Source organism: Enterobacter sp. SM3, assembly GCF_009811935.2.
GTDB classification, from domain to species: Bacteria; Pseudomonadota; Gammaproteobacteria; order Enterobacterales; family Enterobacteriaceae; genus Enterobacter; species Enterobacter asburiae_D.
This window is the reverse complement of the sequence record NZ_CP099971.1, coordinates 1,916,300-1,933,706: the sequence shown is the minus strand read 5'-3', so window position 1 is coordinate 1,933,706 and position 17,407 is coordinate 1,916,300. Positions and strand designations below refer to the sequence as shown.

17 protein-coding genes are annotated in these 17,407 nt (G+C 58.2%); 7 read left to right on the top strand and 10 right to left on the bottom strand.

What is annotated here, in order from left to right; translation table 11 throughout:
- Positions 1 to 8: 8 nt before the first annotated feature.
- From chbC to osmE, 3 genes are all read right to left on the bottom strand, one after another.
- Positions 9 to 1,367 carry a PTS N,N'-diacetylchitobiose transporter subunit IIC gene (gene chbC, locus GVO84_RS09080; RefSeq protein WP_121423431.1) on the bottom strand — a complete coding sequence of 453 codons (1,359 nt, stop codon included), beginning with the start codon at positions 1,365 to 1,367 and terminating at the stop codon, positions 9 to 11.
- A gap of 79 nt (positions 1,368 to 1,446) precedes the next feature.
- Positions 1,447 to 1,764, bottom strand: coding sequence for a PTS N,N'-diacetylchitobiose transporter subunit IIB (gene chbB / locus GVO84_RS09075; protein ID WP_008500676.1), 318 nt, complete (start codon positions 1,762 to 1,764; stop codon positions 1,447 to 1,449).
- Positions 1,765 to 2,045: 281 nt separating this feature from the next.
- Positions 2,046 to 2,390, bottom strand: coding sequence for an osmotically-inducible lipoprotein OsmE (gene osmE / locus GVO84_RS09070; RefSeq protein WP_010430142.1), 345 nt, complete (start codon positions 2,388 to 2,390; stop codon positions 2,046 to 2,048).
- 232 nt (positions 2,391 to 2,622) lie between these two features.
- Between osmE and nadE the strand changes: the two genes are divergently transcribed.
- Together nadE and cho are read left to right on the top strand one after the other, a co-directional pair.
- Positions 2,623 to 3,450: an ammonia-dependent NAD(+) synthetase gene (gene nadE, locus GVO84_RS09065; protein WP_023335358.1), complete on the top strand. Its 828-nt coding sequence runs from the start codon at positions 2,623 to 2,625 to the stop codon at positions 3,448 to 3,450.
- Positions 3,451 to 3,595: 145 nt separating this feature from the next.
- Entirely contained in the window at positions 3,596 to 4,474 is an 879-nt protein-coding gene (gene cho, locus GVO84_RS09060) for an excinuclease Cho (protein ID WP_201283060.1), read from the top strand.
- On the opposite strand, the gene ves is transcribed toward cho, so the two are convergent.
- From ves to astC, 7 genes are all read right to left on the bottom strand, one after another.
- Positions 4,452 to 5,009, bottom strand: a complete 558-nt coding sequence (gene ves, locus GVO84_RS09055; protein ID WP_121423429.1) for an environmental stress-induced protein Ves — start codon at positions 5,007 to 5,009, stop codon at positions 4,452 to 4,454. The two genes, cho and ves, sit on opposite strands and share 23 nt — an antisense overlap.
- A 297-nt stretch (positions 5,010 to 5,306) precedes the next feature.
- Positions 5,307 to 5,801: an ATP-independent periplasmic protein-refolding chaperone Spy gene (spy, locus tag GVO84_RS09050; protein ID WP_159513924.1), complete on the bottom strand. Its 495-nt coding sequence runs from the start codon at positions 5,799 to 5,801 to the stop codon at positions 5,307 to 5,309.
- A gap of 338 nt (positions 5,802 to 6,139) precedes the next feature.
- Positions 6,140 to 7,105 carry a succinylglutamate desuccinylase gene (gene astE, locus GVO84_RS09045; protein ID WP_121423427.1) on the bottom strand — a complete coding sequence of 322 codons (966 nt, stop codon included), beginning with the start codon at positions 7,103 to 7,105 and terminating at the stop codon, positions 6,140 to 6,142.
- Positions 7,106 to 7,115: 10 nt separating this feature from the next.
- The gene (gene astB, locus GVO84_RS09040; protein WP_094935579.1) at positions 7,116 to 8,441 is read right to left on the bottom strand and encodes an N-succinylarginine dihydrolase; all 1,326 of its coding nucleotides are present in this window, start codon (positions 8,439 to 8,441) and stop codon (positions 7,116 to 7,118) included.
- On the bottom strand, positions 8,428 to 9,915 hold the full coding sequence (gene astD, locus GVO84_RS09035; RefSeq protein WP_159513923.1) for a succinylglutamate-semialdehyde dehydrogenase: 1,488 nt from the start codon (positions 9,913 to 9,915) through the stop codon (positions 8,428 to 8,430). The genes astB and astD overlap by 14 nt, the downstream gene beginning before the upstream one ends.
- Positions 9,912 to 10,946 (bottom strand): arginine N-succinyltransferase, encoded by a 1,035-nt coding sequence (gene astA / locus GVO84_RS09030; protein WP_159513922.1) that lies wholly within the window; start codon positions 10,944 to 10,946, stop codon positions 9,912 to 9,914. Before astA ends, astD begins: the two co-directional genes overlap by 4 nt.
- A complete protein-coding gene (astC, locus tag GVO84_RS09025) occupies positions 10,943 to 12,163 on the bottom strand; it encodes a succinylornithine/acetylornithine transaminase (RefSeq protein WP_159513921.1) in 1,221 nt (406 codons plus the stop codon). The genes astA and astC overlap by 4 nt, the downstream gene beginning before the upstream one ends.
- Before the next feature lie 433 nt (positions 12,164 to 12,596).
- Here astC and xthA point away from each other — a divergent pair, with 433 nt between their 5' ends.
- Genes xthA through GVO84_RS09000 form a run of 5 tightly spaced genes read left to right on the top strand, consistent with a single transcriptional unit; the run spans position 12,597 to position 17,391 of the window.
- Entirely contained in the window at positions 12,597 to 13,403 is an 807-nt protein-coding gene (gene xthA / locus GVO84_RS09020; RefSeq protein ID WP_126543766.1) for an exodeoxyribonuclease III, read from the top strand.
- Between the two features lie 6 nt (positions 13,404 to 13,409).
- Positions 13,410 to 14,093 carry a TVP38/TMEM64 family protein gene (locus tag GVO84_RS09015; protein ID WP_159513920.1) on the top strand — a complete coding sequence of 228 codons (684 nt, stop codon included), beginning with the start codon at positions 13,410 to 13,412 and terminating at the stop codon, positions 14,091 to 14,093.
- 15 nt (positions 14,094 to 14,108) lie between these two features.
- Positions 14,109 to 15,269: an ABC transporter substrate-binding protein gene (locus GVO84_RS09010; protein WP_370686476.1), complete on the top strand. Its 1,161-nt coding sequence runs from the start codon at positions 14,109 to 14,111 to the stop codon at positions 15,267 to 15,269.
- A complete protein-coding gene (locus tag GVO84_RS09005; RefSeq protein ID WP_159513918.1) occupies positions 15,242 to 16,771 on the top strand; it encodes a thiamine ABC transporter permease in 1,530 nt (509 codons plus the stop codon). Before GVO84_RS09010 ends, GVO84_RS09005 begins: the two co-directional genes overlap by 28 nt.
- Positions 16,771 to 17,391, top strand: coding sequence for an ATP-binding cassette domain-containing protein (locus GVO84_RS09000; protein WP_159513917.1), 621 nt, complete (start codon positions 16,771 to 16,773; stop codon positions 17,389 to 17,391). The genes GVO84_RS09005 and GVO84_RS09000 overlap by 1 nt, the downstream gene beginning before the upstream one ends.
- The last annotated feature ends 16 nt before the right edge of the window (positions 17,392 to 17,407 follow it).

Below are 17,407 nucleotides of genomic sequence, written 5' to 3'. Positions count from 1 at the left end.
GGTCAATCTTAGAATTTCAGTGAGAGGGCGATATCCTCTTCGCTCTCTTCTTCATCAATAATGGTGGCTGCTTTGTTGGCAATCGCCACAAACGGCATGTACAGCAGGGTAGCAATCCCGAGGTTGAATATCGCCAGCAGGAAGGCCGCGACGCTGCCGTTGGTGTTGAAGAAGGCACCCAGGCCCGCCGGCATGGTCCACGGCGCAATGTTGGTGACCGGTGGAATAATGCCCAGGTAATACGCCGTCAGGGTAATGGCGGCCAGCAGCGGCTGAATCAGGATGAACGGAATGAACATTACCGGGTTCATGATGATTGGCAGACCGAACAGAATCGGTTCGTTAATCTGGAAGATGCCTGATGGCAGCGCCAGCTTCGCGACCTGACGATAGTCGGCACGACGAGAGACAATAAAGACCGCGATGATCAGACCCAAGGTCGCCCCGGTACCGCCCAGGAAGATATAGGAGTCAAGCATCGGCTTCGCCCACACATGGAAGGTTTTACCCGCTGCCAGCGCCGCGTCAACGGAGCCGTACTGCTGGTAAAGCGCAACGTTTTCCAGTGCCCAGGGGGTCATAATCCCGCTGTCCAGCGCGGCCAGTGCCAGTGAACCATGCACGCCAAAGAACCACAGCAGAGAGGTGAAAATCACATACGCCCAACCGACCACGCCACCCATCGACGCCAGCGGCGTAGAGATAGAGTCCATGATGATCTGGTGGAAGTTTGTGCCCCAGTGGGAGAGCGCCCAGGCGATAATCCCCATGATGGAGAGAATAATGAAGCCTGGAATCAACGCGGAAAATGAACGAGATACGGAAGCCGGTACGCTATCCGGCAGGCGGATAACCCAGTTGCGACGGATAATAAAGGTGAACATTTCTGCCACCACCAGGCCGATAACAATACCTGAGATGATGTTGGCCCCACCCAGCCAGTTGGCGCCAACGGCATAGGCTTCACCCACGCTATATGGCGTCACGGTCATAAAAGCGGCGATGGATAATAACCCGGCAGCCAGCGGATCCACTTTACGCTCTTCTGCCAGTGCCATCCCAATAAAGAAAGGCGCCATCAGCGACATAATCCCCAACGTACCGTTATAGACGTTGCCGCCGATGGCTTTAAAACCATTAAGGGTTTCAATAGTGGAAGCGTCTAACCGAATTCCTAATGAATAAAAGAAGGAACCTTCACCAAAGCTCAGAAAAACGTTGTTAATTAAAACGAACATGGCCCCGGCCAGCGTCAACGGCATTAATTTAATAAAGCCGTTTTTGATGGCGTTAACGTGAGGCTGCTTTCCTATTTTAACAGCAAAAGGAAGGAGTACCTTTTCAAGTGAAGCGATGACTTTACTCATAGGAAAATACCCTTAAATGCCGTAACGCATGTTACGGCGTATTGTGTGTGAAATAACTCTTTGACGGGAAAAATAAAAATTAATTAGCAGCTTTTTTAATTGCTGCCACAGCAGCTTTAAGAACACCTAAACCATCAATCTTGCCGTACAGCCCCGAGTCGATCACTTCGACCGGTTTATTCGGTAACAGTCGTTGAATTTCGGGCAACATATAGGCAATTTGCGGCCCCAGTAAAACGACATCGGCTGTCTGGCCTTTTTCGCCCGCCAGCGTCTCTGGAAACGCTTCAATCACCACAGGGACTTCATACTTTTCAGCCTGCGCACGCATCTTTGACACCAGAAGCGACGTAGACATGCCCGCTGAGCAGAACAGGTAGATATGTTTCTTTTCCATCGTGATTTCCCTCTTGTATGACTACCTGCCATCGCGCTATCACTCGACTCGCTGTCCCGGCAGACAGGTAGCTTGCGTACTGTTGTTTATCGTTGGAGTGAGTATACGCAATGGTACAGACAGGGGATAATTCTGGATAGGCTCAAATTGTTTCTCATTGACCTGGCTTGTTGACTCCCTTCACATTTCGGGCAAATAATTCGCGCAAAGAAATAAGATTTTCTGATACATAAAAAAACCGGCCCGTGGGCCGGTTTGTTAACATCCTCAGGCAAGCAGGGTTACTGCGCCTTAGGTGCCTGTGGATCGGTGTCGTATTCAGCACAGGTCTGATAGCCGGAGTTGATCACATGACCGGTATCATCCAGGGCGACGAAGTAGGTTTCTGCCTTACCATCACGTTGACCCAGGATATAGGTCTGGCAGGTTCCCTTCGCATGAATCATGGTCACTTCAGAAGATGGTTTACCGGCAATCGCAGCCACCTGCGAACGGGTCATCCCTTTTTTGACGTCTTTTACTACGGGCTGCGTAAACTGATCCTTGGTGCGATCGTAAGCCGTACACCCTGCCAGCATAGTCAGTACCGCCGCTGCGCTAAGAATTCCTGCTACGTTCTTGTTCATATTCCGTCCTCTTGTTTATCAGCGTGTTATCTAAGCATGGGATAAAAAGTACTATTGTTCAACTTTGTGAATTACGCCAGACGAATTTCGGAAAATTCTAATAAAACAACGATAACCTGCTAAATCGGCGCAAATTAGCGCACTCGAAACTGTGATCCTTGTCGTTTCACGCCCAAAGGGTTAGTTTTAACAGCTAACACATTCTGTTTATGTACTGCATATGGAGGGCGTGATGGCTCTGCAACAAGAGATTATTCAGGCACTGGGCGCGAAGCCTACGGTAGATGCACATGAAGAGATCCGCCGCAGCGTGGATTTTTTAAAGTCGTACTTAAAAAAGAACGCGTTCCTGAAATCCCTGGTGCTGGGCATCAGCGGCGGCCAGGATTCTACCCTGACCGGTAAACTCTGCCAGATGGCGATTTCAGAGCTTCGCGAAGAGACGGGCGATGAGACACTGCAGTTTATCGCGGTGCGTCTTCCTTATGGCGTACAGGCGGACGAGCAGGATTGCCAGGATGCGATTACCTTCATTCAGCCTGACCGCGTGCTGACCGTGAATATTAAGGGCTCGGTGCTGGCAAGCGAGCAGGCGCTTCGCGAAGCGGGCATTGAGCTGAGCGATTTTGTTCGCGGCAACGAGAAAGCCCGCGAGCGCATGAAAGCGCAGTACAGCATCGCCGGGATGACCAAAGGCGTCGTCGTCGGTACCGACCACGCGGCAGAAGCGATCACCGGTTTCTTCACCAAATACGGCGACGGCGGCACCGACATTAACCCTATCTTCCGTCTCAACAAGCGTCAGGGTAAGCAGCTGCTGGCCGCGCTGGGCTGTCCTGAGCATCTTTATAAGAAAGCGCCGACAGCGGACCTTGAAGACGATCGCCCTTCCCTGCCGGATGAAGCGGCCCTTGGCGTCACCTATGACAACATTGATGATTATCTGGAAGGCAAAAAGCTGGATGAAGGTACCGCGAAAATCATTGAAGGCTGGTATCTGAAAACCGAGCACAAGCGCCACACGCCCATTACGGTGTTTGACGATTTTTGGAAGAAATAGCCAACATTTTTGCCCAGCGGCGCTTCGCTTGCAGGGCCTACGGTTTCGCGCTGTTGTAGGCCGGGTAAGCGCAGCGCCACCCGGCTCTTTTTTAACCACCACACTCCTGCTACACTGTATGCCTGAACAGTATATGGAGCAGTATGTGAGCAGGCGTCAATCCGCCCCGCGTCTTGAGTTTGAAGCGGCGGCTATCTACGAATATCCCGAACACCTTCGCCCCTGGCTTGAGGCGCTGCCTAAACAGCCGGGCGTGTACATCTTTCACGGCGAAAGCGACACCCTGCCGCTTTATATCGGCAAGAGCGTGAACATTCGCAGCCGGGTGTTATCCCATCTTCGTACGCCGGACGAGGCCGCCATGCTGCGCCAGTCGCGACGCATTACCTGGTTCCAGACGGCGGGAGAAATGGGCGCGCTGCTGCTGGAGGCGCGGTTGATAAAAGAACAACAGCCGCTGTTCAATAAGCGCCTGCGCCGCAACCGTCAGCTCTGCTCCCTGCAGATCAACGATGGCAAGCCGCAGGTCGTCTACGCGCGCGACGTCGATTTTTCTCATGCCCCGAATCTCTATGGGCTGTTCGCCAATAAGCGTGCCGCACTCCAGGCGCTGCAGACGCTGGCGGACGAGCGTCAGCTTTGCTACAGCCTTTTGGGTCTGGAGGCAACCACCCGCGGACGCGCCTGTTTTCGATCCGCGCTGAAGCGCTGCGCTGGTGCCTGCTGCGGGAAAGAGAGCGTTGAGGCGCATCACGCCAGGCTCCTTAGCGGTCTGGCGGCCATCAGCGTAAACTGCTGGCCGTGGGAAAGCGCCGTTGCGCTAAAAGAAGTGGGCGAGGCAATGACCCAGTATCACATCGTCAACAACTGGCTCTGGCTGGGCGCCGTCGACGACATCAGCGACGCGGCTACCCTGCTGCGCACGCCCGCCGGATTTGACCACGATGGCTATAAAATTCTCTGTAAACCGGTCCTGGCCGGAAAGTTTGAGATAGTTGTGCTCAATGACCTGGCAGCCACGTGATTTCGCTGAACAATAAGGTGCCCTGAGCCTCCAGCAGACGCAGCGTATGGGTACCTTCCTCCCAGCTGGCGCCCTGATCGGCCGTCAGCAGTTTATCACCCAGCTGCCACGCCCCGCTCAGCACAAACGCCACGCCCCCGCGCGAGCCAAAGGTGGTAAAGGTTCGGTCAGCAACGCGCACCTTCGCCTGGCAGCAGTCGCGCCGGGTCATGATGTTAAAGTCCATCGCCATCCGCCCATCACAAAGCAGCGCTTTCACCGGCAAATCGCCGGCAAAACTGTAGGGCTGATGATGCTTCAGGGTATGGAAGAACGCCTGGCCCGCATCCAGCGTCACCTCTCCCCCTTCCAGCAGGGTAATCACCCGGTCGACACCGGGAAACGAGGAGAATTCGCCGTTGCTGGCGATAGTCGCGATACTGGCACGCCAGTGAAAATCGCGCGTCGCGGGAGGGAAGCAGCAAATCTCACGCGTTTCGCCAGCACCATTGCGCCAGAGGCTGACCGGCATCTTACGGATATCAAAGAACTCCATCACCACTCCTGAATGGCACAATCCGTGCCAGGGCAAGGATATCGCTATCGTTGCTGTCTTGTTTGTTATCGTTGGGTATTCACAGAAACAGTATCGGCAGCAGAGCGGACAGGCCTTAGCGGAACGTTAATAAAAATTCTAACGCCATGACTCTGCAAACATTCTCTGAAGCGACTACAGGAGGATACCGCGCTGGCGGCGGCAGGCAAGAGGGCAGGAAAGAAAAACCGCCGGTCCTGTCCACAGCGGTTGCGCTTTTGTGGACAGGATCCCGGCGGTCTTAAGAGTGTGAACCGATTATTCGGTTGGTGCTGGCATTTTACCTTCCATCGCCGGACGGTCTGTCAGACGCTTCTCAAAATTCGCATTAAATTGTTTTTTCTGTTCCGGAGTCAGAATGTTGTAGATCTTGTTCTGGGTTTCCATGTGAGCCAGCATGCGCGCTTTGTGCTGCTCGGCCATTTTGTCGATCTGCGCTTCGGCTTTCGCCTTATCGAAGCTGTCGCTGGCGATGATGTCATGCATCGCACGGCGCTCTTCAAGCGGAGGACGTTTCATCTGGTCGCGTTCACCTTTTCTGATGTCGCGGATCTGCTGCTTCTGCGCATCCGTCAGGTTGAGATCCTTAAACATCATCATCTCGTTGTGCATACCCGGACCTTTATGATGCATCATCATTTTGCCTTCAGCAGGCGCGGCAGTCGTAGTGGTCGCAGTATCTGCGGCGAACGCCATGCTGGTAGCGCCCAGAGCCAGGGTAGAAGCAACAAACAGTGCAGTAAACTTACGCATAATTTATTTCCTTTCTTTCAGTTATTCTTCGGCGCTATGCCGTGTTGACGAGATTAACTTTACGGGGTTTATCGTCAATTAGTCAGAGCAACGGTAAAACAATGAAAGTGTAAAAAACAAATTTTCGTCAAATGTGGAGGAAATAAGGATAAAGCGTGGAGAGTTGCAACAAAAAATATTCAATGCGATGATTTTAAAGAAATTTAGCAGAAGTATAGCGAAGTGCAGATCAATAATAAAGCAATTCACCAGGAATATTCTGCAAAACAAGCGCAAGCGCTTTAATCGTTAAGAAAAGTTTTTTGCTTCCCCCTCCCGGATGATGAGAGGGGAAAGGTTCAGGATATTTTTTCCAGCATCAGCCCGGCCCGCAGGCCAAACGCGACGGTGGGGTTAGGGAATAAGACATACTCGGTGGTTTTCTGCACCTCGTAACGTTCCTCGCCATCCTCAGCCAGCAGCGCCCCTTTGCGGAACGGGGTGAAGTTCAGGGTGTGCGCGGCCATGTGGAGCAGGAAAGCATCGCTGCGGCGCGTGATCTGCTGTACGACACGATAGCGCTCAACGGGCTGATGCGTGTGCTCGGGAGCCTTTCCTCCCAGCAGCGCCCGAAGGGCGAGATGCGTAGGCGCAAAGCGGGTCAGATCGTTCTGGCCAAACGGTAGCGCTTTTCCCAGCTCCAGCGTGCAGGCCAGCGCAGCGAAACGTTCACAGGTGAAATGGGTAAACGTTCCGCCCGGCGACTGATGAAACACCAGCGCCTCCAGCCCGGCGTCACCCAGCCAGCTCAGGAACGCTTCATCCCACGGCTGACTGCGCTGCGGCAGAACGCCGAAGCGAACGTGGTAGGACGCGCGGATTGCCGTATGCAGATCCAGATGCCAGCGCGCCGGTCCCGCGGCGGCAAAAAACGCGGTAACGACGTTCTCCAGCCACTCTGCCCGCGCCGTTTCATCGCTCTGAGGAAACTGCGACCAGCGGCCGCCGAACATGCGGTTAATGTCGCTCACCAGATACCGTTTGTTTTGCGCCAGCGCAGGGGGATTGCCGAGCACCACCAGCACGCGGCACTTCAGGGCGATCTCATTGCGGTACAGCGCACGCAGCAGCATATCAACAATCTCAACGGGCGCGGTTTCATTCCCGTGGATACCCGTTGAAAGCAGCAGCGAGAGATCGCTTTTTACGGTCGGCGTCAGCTCAAGCACCCCGCGCCCCAGCCACCGCCAGCGAAATGAGGGGCCGTCCCCCTCTTTCTGTTCCGGCGTCTCATCGGCCAGGGTCAGCGCCAGTAAATTGTCCATATCCACTCCTTTAGCGCTGGAACGGGTAAACCGATCCCAGCTGCAGGATTGTCGATAACGCGTCCAGCGCCTCGCGCCCTTCACGCAGAAGCTGCGGGTCAACCAGATCCGCTTGCGTCAGACGATCGCGATAGTAGCGATCGACCCAGTCATTCAGCCGCGTAAAGAGCGTATCGTTCATCATGACCGCTGGGTTCACTGCCTGCATTTCGTCCTGGGTCAAGACCACGCGCAGACGCAAACAGGCTGGACCACCGCCGTTGGCCATGCTTTCGCGCAGGTCAAACACGCGCAGCTCGTCAATCGGGTTATCGGCCTTGACCAGCTCCGTCAGGTAGCGCCACACGCCTTTGTGATCCCGAGACTCCTGCGGCAGGACCAGCATCATGCTGCCATCGTCACGGCTGAGCAGCTGGCTATTGAACAGATACGTTTCTACCGCGTCCTGCACGCTCACCGCCTCCGTGGGCACCTGGACTGGCGTGAAGCCGCGCACGCGCTCATGCAGCGTGGCGAGCAGCTTCTCCTGATGGGCAAACGCCTGCTCGTGGCAGAACAACACCTGGCGGTTAGAGACGGCAATCACGTCGTTATGGAACACGCCCTGGTCAATCACATGCGGGTTTTGCTGGGCAAAAACCACCTGGGAAGGATTGACCTGGTTCAGGCGGGCAACCGCCTGGCTCGCCGCCAGCGTCTGACGAGCAGGATAACGGGTTGGCGCGGCGTGGCCCCCCTCTTCTCGCCCGTAGATAAACAGCTGCAGGCCCGGGTCGCCATAGTCGCCCCCAAGGCGGTTATGGTTGGCCGCGCCTTCGTCGCCAAACATCGCCACCTGCGGCAGGGCCTGATGCACCTCGAAATGGGCGTCATGGTTGAAAATGGCGCGCAGCACGCGCTCGGTGGTTTCCGCTTCGGTGGCGCGGTGGAATTTATTGTTCAGGTTCGCCACCGTCAGATGAACTTTGCCATCCAGCGTGTCGGCTGACGGCGCGACGGTCGCGGCGTTTGCCACCCACATAGAAGAGGCAGAGCTTGCCGCGGAGAGCAGGTGCGGCGTCTGCGTACCCGCTTTTTCAACCACCTGCTCATCAGTACCGCTAAAACCGAGCTGACGAAGGACTGCCACGTTCGGTCGTTCCTGCGGCGGGATCACCGCCTGCGGGAAACCGGCATCCGCCAGCGCCTTCATTTTTAGCAGCCCCTGCTTCGCCGCCAGCTTCGGGTTCGAGACCTGAAAGCGGTGCTTCGTCGAGGCTTCATTCCCAAAAGAGAGACCGGCATAGTGGTGCGTCAGCCCCACCAGCCCGTCAAAGTTAACCTCACGCGCTTTCATGACGATCCCCTCCGGTAAAATCCAGCCCCGGATTAAGCGTCTCCGGCAGCGTCAGCGCCGGGGTTTCCAGGCTCGCCATCGGCCACGCGCAGTAATCGGCAGCATACCACGCGCTGGCGCGATGGTTGCCCGACGCGCCCACGCCGCCGAAAGGCGCGGTGCTCGCGGCCCCGGTCAGCGGTTTATTCCAGTTTACAATCCCGGCGCGCGCTTCCAGCAGCAGTTGGTCAAACTTCTCGCGATGCGGTGAGATCAGCCCGCTCGACAGGCCATAGCGCGTGTTATTCGCCATCGCAATGGCCGCATCGAAATCGTCATAGCGCCAGACGCACAGCAGCGGGCCAAAGACCTCTTCATCCGGCACGTTGCTCGCGCCGCTCATCTCCACGATGCCTGGCGTCAGCAGCGAGGTACCCGGCTGAACCTGCTTCGGCTCCAGCAGGGTTTTCGCGCCGCGCGCGACGTGGTCCTGCCAGGCCTTCAGCACGTTCAGCGCGGCCTGTTCGGAAATCAGCCCGCCGATAAACGGCTGCGGGTCGGCATCCCATGCGGCAGGCACCAGGCGCGCGCTCACTTCTACCAGACGCTTCAGGAAGGTATCCCCCTGCGCGCCGCGCTTGACCAGCAGGCGGCGGGAGCAGGTACAGCGCTGTCCGGCGGTAATAAAGGCGGACTGAATCGTCAGGTGCACCGCGGCGTCGATATCATCAGGGTCTTCCACAATCAGCGGGTTGTTGCCGCCCATCTCCAGCGCCAGAATTTTCTCCGGCTGCCCTGCCAGCTGGCGGTGCAGCTGATAGCCCGTACCGGCGCTGCCGGTGAACAGCAGGCCGTCAATATCGCTCAGCGCGCTCAGCGCCTGACCGGTTTCCCGCCCGCCCTGCACCAGGTTCAGCACGCCCGGCGGCAGGCCAGCCTGTTCCCACAGCTTAACCACCGCCTCGCCGGTGAATGGGGTGAGCTCGCTCGGTTTGAAAATAACGGTATTGCCCGCCAGCAGCGCAGGCACAATGTGGCCATTCGGCAGGTGTCCCGGGAAGTTATACGGGCCAAACACCGCCAGCACGCCGTGCGGACGGTGGCGCAGCGTGGCCGCGCCGTCCGGCATGTCGGTATGCTGTTCGCCGGTGCGGGTGTGGTACGCCTTAATCGAAATGGCGATTTTGTTGATCATCGCCGTCACTTCGGTTGTGGCTTCCCAGCGCGGTTTACTGGTTTCAGACGCGATGATGCGCGTCAGTTCGGCCTTGTTTGCCTCCAGCAGCCCGGCAAACTTTTCAACAATTTCCTGGCGCACGGCGAAAGGCTGTTTTGCCCACGCCGGAAACGCGCGGCGAGCGGCCTGGCAGGCCTGTTCTACCTGCCCGATGCTGGCGTCATGCCCCTTCCAGAGCACCTCTTTTCCAACCGGATTGGTTTTTACACGCTCTTCGCCTTCGCCCGTTACCCAGTCACCGTTAATCCATAATGTCATGCTGTTTTCTCCTCAGGGCAGAGACGCACCAGGCGAACCGTATCGCCGGCGTTACATTTCAGGGCATCCAGTTCTGCAGCCGTCAGCACCAGACGTTCACATTTCGGGTTGGTACGCACCAGCATGGCACGGAAGTTGGCGTAATTTTCGTTCGCCACCAGGCAGGCGGGCCAGTCACCCGGCGCGGGCTGACCTTCAGAGACCTCAACCAGACGGCTTTTACGGATCGCGCGCACGCGGTCGATGTCGCACTCAAGCGTAGGCCCGCCGTCAAAGATGTCGACATAGTTCCGGTAGCGGAACCCCTCTTTCTCCAGCACCGCGCGGGCAGGCGCGGTTTGCGGATGGACTTCGCCAATCACCGCCTGCGCTTCCGGGCTGAGGAAATGGGTATAGATAGGATGCTTCGGCATCAGCTCGGCAATAAAGGCTTTCTGGCCGGTACCGCAGAGATAGTCCGCCCGGCTGAACTCCATCGAGAAGAAGCGCTCGCCCAGGCTCTCCCAGAACGGCGAGTAACCGGTGTCGTCGATCACGCCGCGCATCTCTGCGACCACTTTTTCGTTAAAGCGATCGCGGAAGGCGGCCATAAACATAAAGCGCGATTTGGAGAGCAAATAGCCGTTGCCCTCTTTGCGCCACGCCGGGTCGAGGAACAGCGTGCAGAGCTCGCTGGCGCCCGTGTGGTCATTGCAGAGAAACAGCGTGGGCAGCGCGTTATAAACGTTCAGCTCTTTCGAGGCGTGAACCATGGTGCCGACGCGGTAGTTGTACCACGGGTCGTTAAGCCCGACGGCCACTTCAATGGCGCAGATCCCGGCTACGGTCCCCGTGTCGGTGTCTTCCAGCACGAACACGTACCCCTGTTCGCTTTTTGGCAACGTCCCCTGCCAGGTTTGCAGGGCGCGCTCAATGCGCGCCGACAGCGTTTTTTCATCGGCAGGAAGCGAGGTCAGCCCGCCTCCCGTCTTACCGGCAAGCTGCATGAGCCCGGCGATATCGCCGCGCTCAACGGGACGGATGACCATCATGATGACACCCCGGATTTCACTTTTTCACACGCCAGCGCAAAACGGTCCAGACCGGTTTGCACCTCTTCCTCGCTGACGATCAGCGCGGGCGCGAAACGCACCACGTTGGCACCGGCAATCAGCACCATCACGCCCACTTTTGCCGCTTCCTGTGAAATAAGTTTAGCTTTTCCGGCAAACTCAGCGGTGAGCTCGCAGCCGATTAACAGCCCCAGACCGCGAATTTCTTTAAACAGCCCCGTTTTGCCGTTGATGGCATTCAGGCGCTCGACAAACCAGTCGTGACGCTGCTTAACGCCTTTCAGCACCTCAGGCGTGTTAATGATGTCGAGAACCTGCCCGGCGACGGCGGTGGCCAGCGGGTTGCCGCCGTAGGTGGTGCCATGGGTGCCCACGGTCATCACGCTGGCGAATTTATCGGTGGTCAGCGTCGCCCCAATAGGGAACCCGCCGCCCAGCGCTTTGGCGGTCGACAGCACGTCCGGCGTCACGCCATAGTGCATATAGGCATACAGCTCGCCGGTGCGGCCCACGCCGGTCTGCACTTCGTCGAAAATCAGAACCGCGTCGTGGCGATCGCACAGCTCGCGCAGCCCCTGCAGGAAGGCTTTTTGCGCCGGAAGCACGCCGCCCTCGCCCTGCATCGGCTCGACGATCACCGCGCACGTGGTGTCGTTAATCAGCTCGCTGGCGGACTGCAGATCGTTATAGATGCCGTGGCGAATCTCCGGCGGCAGCGGGGCAAAATCCTGCGAGTAGGAAGGCTGGCCGCCCGCGCTGACGGTAAACAGCGTGCGCCCGTGGAAGGCGTTTTTAAACGCCACGATGCCGCTCTTGTGGGTACCAAATTTATCGTGCGCATATTTGCGCGCCAGCTTCAGCGCCGCTTCGTTGGCTTCCGCCCCCGAGTTACAGAAAAAGACTTTTTCGGCAAACGTCGCGTCGATCAGTTTTTTGGCCAGGCGCAGCGCGGGCTCGTTGGTAAAGCCGTTGCCGGTATGCCAGAACTTCGACGCCTGGTCATTGAGCGCCTGACGCAGCGCAGGGTGCGCATGACCCAGCGCGTTGACCGCAATCCCACCTGCAAAGTCGATATACTCTTTACCCTGCTGATCCCACAGGCGCGAGCCTTCCCCACGAACCGGAATAAAAGCCGCCGGAGCGTAAACCGGCATCATCCATTCATCGAAATTTTCACGCGTAATTGACAGAGACATAGCGACCTCATCCGGTAAATAAAAAGTTATTTGAATGTTAAATAATTGAGTGTTTGCACTGTGAATGTAGATTGCAGCCTTCGTGCCAGCCAGCGATAAAAATGCATAAACGGGTTGGGGTAACAGAATATCAACAAGTTACGATATGGAGTTATTCACTGTTAGTGCATAAAAAGTGAATATTTTTACGACAAGCGGCGCTTTGCCGCATGAAAATCAGAAAGAGTATGCACAGGCCAAATATAATTCTGGAATTGTGATCGCTCGCGAAATTTATCGGTCATTTACGCCCTGTTTGAGGGCGGGACGCGTCAGAATGGTGCAAATATTGCACCACCGGCATTATCTGTCGCAGTTATTGGTCGAACCCGGTAACAGTTGACGCAAATTCTGCTACCATCCATGCACTATTCACCTTGCACTGGCAGCGACTATGAAATTTGTCTCTTTTAATATCAACGGCCTGCGCGCCCGCCCCCATCAGCTTGAAGCTATCGTTGAACAACATCAGCCAGATGTGATCGGCCTGCAGGAGACCAAGGTTCACGACGACATGTTCCCCCTCGAAGAGGTGGCGAAACTCGGCTACAACGTCTTCTATCATGGGCAGAAAGGCCATTACGGCGTTGCGCTGTTGACCAAAGAGACGCCAGTTTCCGTGCGCCGTGGGTTTCCCGGCGATGACGAAGAAGCACAGCGCCGCATCATCATGGCGGAGCTGCCTTCCCCGCTGGGTAACATCACCGTGATTAATGGTTACTTTCCCCAGGGCGAAAGCCGCGACCATCCGACCAAATTCCCGGCCAAAGCCAAGTTTTATCAGGATCTGCAGGACTATCTGACCACCGAACTGAACAAAGACAATCCGGTGCTGATCATGGGAGATGTGAACATCAGCCCGACCGATCTGGATATTGGCATCGGTGAAGACAGCCGCAAACGCTGGCTGCGCACCGGGAAATGCTCCTTCCTGCCGGAAGAGCGCGAGTGGATGCAGCGCCTGCTGGACTGGGGCCTGGTGGATACCTTCCGTACCGCCAACCCGGACACGCAGGACCGCTTCTCCTGGTTTGACTACCGCTCAAAAGGCTTTGACGACAACCGCGGCCTGCGCATCGACCTGCTGCTGGCCAGTTCGCCGCTGGCAGAGCGCTGCATCGAAACCGGGATCGACTACGACATCCGCAGCATGGAAAAACCGTCTGACCACGCGCCGGTGTGGGCTAAATTCAAGCTGTAATGACGCGTGAACATTCGAAAAATCGCTTTCCTGTGCGCCCTTCTGGGCGCATTTATTCTGACGTTTGTCATGCTTCCTCCAGCCGCGCTCTCCCTGGAAGGGATTAAGACCCACCAGCAGGCACTCCTTTCCTATGTTGACCACGCGCCGCTACGAAGCGCGCTGATCTTTTTTGCGCTCTATGTGGCGGTCTCCGCCCTGTCGATCCCCGGCGCGGCGATCCTCACCCTGCTGGGCGGGGCGTTATTTCCCCTGTGGGAAGGCACCGTGCTGGTCTCGTTTGCCTCCACGCTCGGGGCCACGCTTGCGATGCTCGCCAGCCGATATCTGCTGCGCGAATGGGTCCAGCGGCGGTTTGCTCAGCAGATGAAAACGGTGAACGCCGGTATGGCGCATGACGGCGCGGGCTATCTTTTTGCCCTGCGCCTGATGCCGCTGTTCCCGTTTTTCCTGGTGAATTTGCTGATGGGGCTGACCCGCATTGGAGTCTGCCGCTACTGGTGGGTCAGCCAGGTCGCCATGCTGCCCGCGACGGTTGTCTTTCTCAACGCCGGGCGCGAGCTGGGGAAAGTGGCGTCGCTACGCGATATTTTGTCGCCGGGCATGCTAATCGCCTTTACACTACTGGGGTTATTGCCGCTGGCCACGCGCCGGCTGTTTTCCCGTTATCTCCCGTCTGCTAAAAAGTGAGGCATTATGCGCCGTGTGCGTTTTTGCGCGTTTCTGACCGGTCTGCTGCTGGCAGCCCCCCTGTGTGCCGCCGAGGGCTGGCACGCAATCCAACAACAGGCCAAAGGCCAGACCGTCTGGTTTAACGCCTGGGGCGGCGATCCGGCGGTCAACCGCTACCTTGAGTGGGTCAGCGGTGAGATGCAAACGCACTACGCCATTACCCTCAAAATCGTCCCGCTGGCGGATGCCGCCGACGCGGTAAAACGTATTCAGACCGAAGCCGCGGCAGGGCGTAAGACCAACGGCTCGGTCGACCTGCTGTGGGTCAACGGCGAAAACTTCCGCACGTTAAAAGAGGCGAACCTGCTGCAAACCGGATGGGCGCAAACGTTGCCAAACTGGCGCTATGTCGATACCCGTAAACCCGTCACGGAAGATTTTGCGATTCCCACCGACGGGGCGGAATCGCCGTGGGGCGGCGCGCAGCTGACCTTTATCGCCCGCAAAGCCAGCATGCCGACGCCGCCGGAAGATCCGCAGGCGCTGCTGGCCTACGCGCAGCAGCACCCGGGCAAGGTCAGCTATCCTCGCCCGCCCGATTTTACCGGCACGGCATTTCTTGAGCAGCTGCTTCTGACGCTCACCGATCGCCCTGAGGCGTTACAAAAAGCGCCCGATGCAACGTTTGAGCAGGTGACGGCGCCGCTCTGGGCCTACCTCGATAAGCTGCACCCGCTGCTGTGGCGCGAAGGCAAAGACTTTCCCCCTTCCCCTGCGCGGATGGATGCCCTGCTTGCCAGCGGCAGTCTGAACCTGTCGCTGACCTTTAACCCGGCCCATGCGCAGCAGAAAGTGGCGAGCGGCGAACTGCCTTCCGACAGCTACAGCTTTGGTTTCCATAGCGGAATGCTCGGCAACGTCCATTTTGTGGCTATCCCGGCCAATGCCGGCGCGAGCGCAGGTGCGAAAGTGGTCGCTAATTTCCTGCTGTCGCCGCAGGCGCAAATCCGCAAGGCCGACCCGGCCGTCTGGGGGGACCCGAGCGTACTGGATGCGAAAACGCTGCCCGAAGGTGACGCGAAACAGCTGCGGGCCCATACGCCTCAGGGGCTGCCGCAGGTGCTTGCCGAGCCGCAGTCCGCCTGGGTGAACGCGCTGGAGCAGGAATGGCTGCGTCGTTACGGCACCCGCTGAGCGGGCTTGTCTGGCTGGCGATGGCGGTGATTTATCTGCCGCTTCTGCCTGCCAGCGTCATGCTGTTCGCACCGGCGTTTTCCGTGACAAACTGGCAGCAGCTGCTGAACGACCCGCAGCTGCCCCAGGCGACCGTCGCCACGCTGGTCTCAACGCTCATCGCCACGCTGGGGGCGTTGCTGATTGCCCTTTTCCTTATCTGCCTTTTGTGGCCCGGTCAACGCTGGCGACGCCTCTCTACCCGCCTGCCGTGGCTACTGGCGATCCCTCACGTGGCGTTCGCTACCAGCGCGTTGCTGCTGTTTGCCGAGGGCGGTCTGTTTTATCAGATCTGCACCGTCTGTTCGCCGCCGTTTGACCGCTACGGCGCCGGGCTGGGCCTGACGCTCGCGGTCAAAGAGAGCGCGTTTGTACTGTGGGCCATTTACGCCGTACTGCCGGAAAAACGGCTCGCGCAGCAGAAGATCGTCCTGCAAACCTTAGGCTACGGGCGTATTCAGACGCTCAGCTGGCTGATCCTCCCGGCAATCGCCCCTGTCCTCGGCGCGGTGATGCTGGCGGTGCTGGCGTGGTCACTTTCGGTCGTGGATGTGGCGATCGTACTCGGGCCCGGCAACCCGCCCACCCTGGCCGTGCTGGCCTTTCAGTGGCTAAGCCAGGGCGACGCCGAGCAGCAGGCAAAAGGGACGCTGCTGTGCCTGCTTCTCCTTATGATGCTGGCCGCGCTTGCCGCCCTCGGGTACGGCCTCTGGAAAGCATGGCATCGCACGATCCCGGACCTCGCGGGGACGCGCCCCCGGTCTCCACTCGTCCTGCCTGAGCGGGCATTCAGCGGATTACTTCCCGCGTGCGGCATCCTGTGCGCCGCGGTACTGCTGATGCTGGCGCAAGGAGGCGACGTGGGTCCCGTGGGGACCAGCCTCTCCTTCGGTCTGCTGTCGAGCCTGATCGCCCTCATCGTCATTTTTCTCTGGCTGGAATGGGGACCGCAGCGCGGCGCAGCGTGGGTGTGGTCACCGCTCGCCCTTCCAGCGCTGCCGCTCGTCACCGGGCAATACTTTATTGCTTTGCGTCTGGGACTCGACGGGCACTATGCCGCCGTGCTCTGGAGCCATCTGCTGTGGGTGTTGCCGTGGATGCTGCTGGTTCTGCAGCCCGCCTGGCGGCGGATCGATCCCCGGCTTATCCTTACCGCCAGAACGCTCGGCTGGCGACGGGCGAAAATATTCTTACTGCTGAAATGCCCCCTGCTGGTGCGCCCTGCGCTGCTGGCCTTTGCCACGGGCTTTTCCGTCAGCATGGCGCAATACATGCCGACGCTCTGGCTTGGCGCGGGGCGTTTCGCCACGCTGACCACCGAAACCGTCGCGCTCAGCAGCGGGGGCAGCATCCCCGTTATCGCCAGCAGGGCGCTGGGATTGCTGCTGGTCACGGGCACGGTGTTCGGTCTTGCCGCCCTGTTATCCCGGCTCGCGGGCCGCTACCGTCAAGGATTACGATAATGCTGAAGGTAAACCATCTCACCATCGAACCGCTTTTCCGCGAGGTCAGTTTTTGCGTTCCCCGCGGGGAGATCGTTACCCTGATGGGGCCGTCCGGCAGCGGCAAATCGACCCTTTTTGCGTGGATGGTCGGCGCGCTGTCAGGCGATTTTCAGGCCCGGGGCGAACTGTGGCTCGACGCGCGTCGCTGCGACGGTCTTCCCGTTGAATCCCGCGGGCTGGGCATCCTCTTTCAGGACGCGCTGCTGTTTGAACAGTTCAGCGTCGGGCAAAATTTGCTGCTGGCGCTGCCTGAGCGGATCGTCGGGCGCGCGCGGCGGGACGCGGTCGAGCAGGCGCTGGATTCCGCCGGGCTGAGCGGTCATTACGCCAGCGATCCGGCCACCCTCTCCGGCGGGGAGCGTGCCCGGGTCAGCCTGCTACGTGCCCTGCTCGCAGAGCCGCAGGCGCTGCTGCTGGACGAACCGTTCAGCCGCCTCGATAAAACGCTGCGCACGACGTTTCGGACATGGGTATTTGACGCCGTCCGCGCGCGCAACATCCCGGCGGTGCTGGTCACGCACGATGAGGACGATATTCCGCCCGGCGGCAAGCTGATTGAGATTTCTCGCTGGCAATAATGTGCTAACGCAATGT

Coding starts and splice junctions, on each gene's coding strand:
- chbB (WP_008500676.1), bottom strand. CDS start 1,764: ATGGAAAAGAAACATATCTACCTGTTCTGCTCAGCGGGCATGTCTACG.
- astB (WP_094935579.1), bottom strand. CDS start 8,441: ATGAAAGCGCGTGAGGTTAACTTTGACGGGCTGGTGGGGCTGACGCAC.
- GVO84_RS09005 (WP_159513918.1), top strand. CDS start 15,242: ATGGCTGCGTCGTTACGGCACCCGCTGAGCGGGCTTGTCTGGCTGGCG.
- astC (WP_159513921.1), bottom strand. CDS start 12,163: ATGTCTCTGTCAATTACGCGTGAAAATTTCGATGAATGGATGATGCCG.
- astE (WP_121423427.1), bottom strand. CDS start 7,105: ATGGACAATTTACTGGCGCTGACCCTGGCCGATGAGACGCCGGAACAG.
- astA (WP_159513922.1), bottom strand. CDS start 10,946: ATGATGGTCATCCGTCCCGTTGAGCGCGGCGATATCGCCGGGCTCATG.
- nadE (WP_023335358.1), top strand. CDS start 2,623: ATGGCTCTGCAACAAGAGATTATTCAGGCACTGGGCGCGAAGCCTACG.
- GVO84_RS09000 (WP_159513917.1), top strand. CDS start 16,771: ATGCTGAAGGTAAACCATCTCACCATCGAACCGCTTTTCCGCGAGGTC.
- ves (WP_121423429.1), bottom strand. CDS start 5,009: ATGGAGTTCTTTGATATCCGTAAGATGCCGGTCAGCCTCTGGCGCAAT.
- chbC (WP_121423431.1), bottom strand. CDS start 1,367: ATGAGTAAAGTCATCGCTTCACTTGAAAAGGTACTCCTTCCTTTTGCT.
- osmE (WP_010430142.1), bottom strand. CDS start 2,390: ATGAACAAGAACGTAGCAGGAATTCTTAGCGCAGCGGCGGTACTGACT.
- spy (WP_159513924.1), bottom strand. CDS start 5,801: ATGCGTAAGTTTACTGCACTGTTTGTTGCTTCTACCCTGGCTCTGGGC.
- xthA (WP_126543766.1), top strand. CDS start 12,597: ATGAAATTTGTCTCTTTTAATATCAACGGCCTGCGCGCCCGCCCCCAT.
- astD (WP_159513923.1), bottom strand. CDS start 9,915: ATGACATTATGGATTAACGGTGACTGGGTAACGGGCGAAGGCGAAGAG.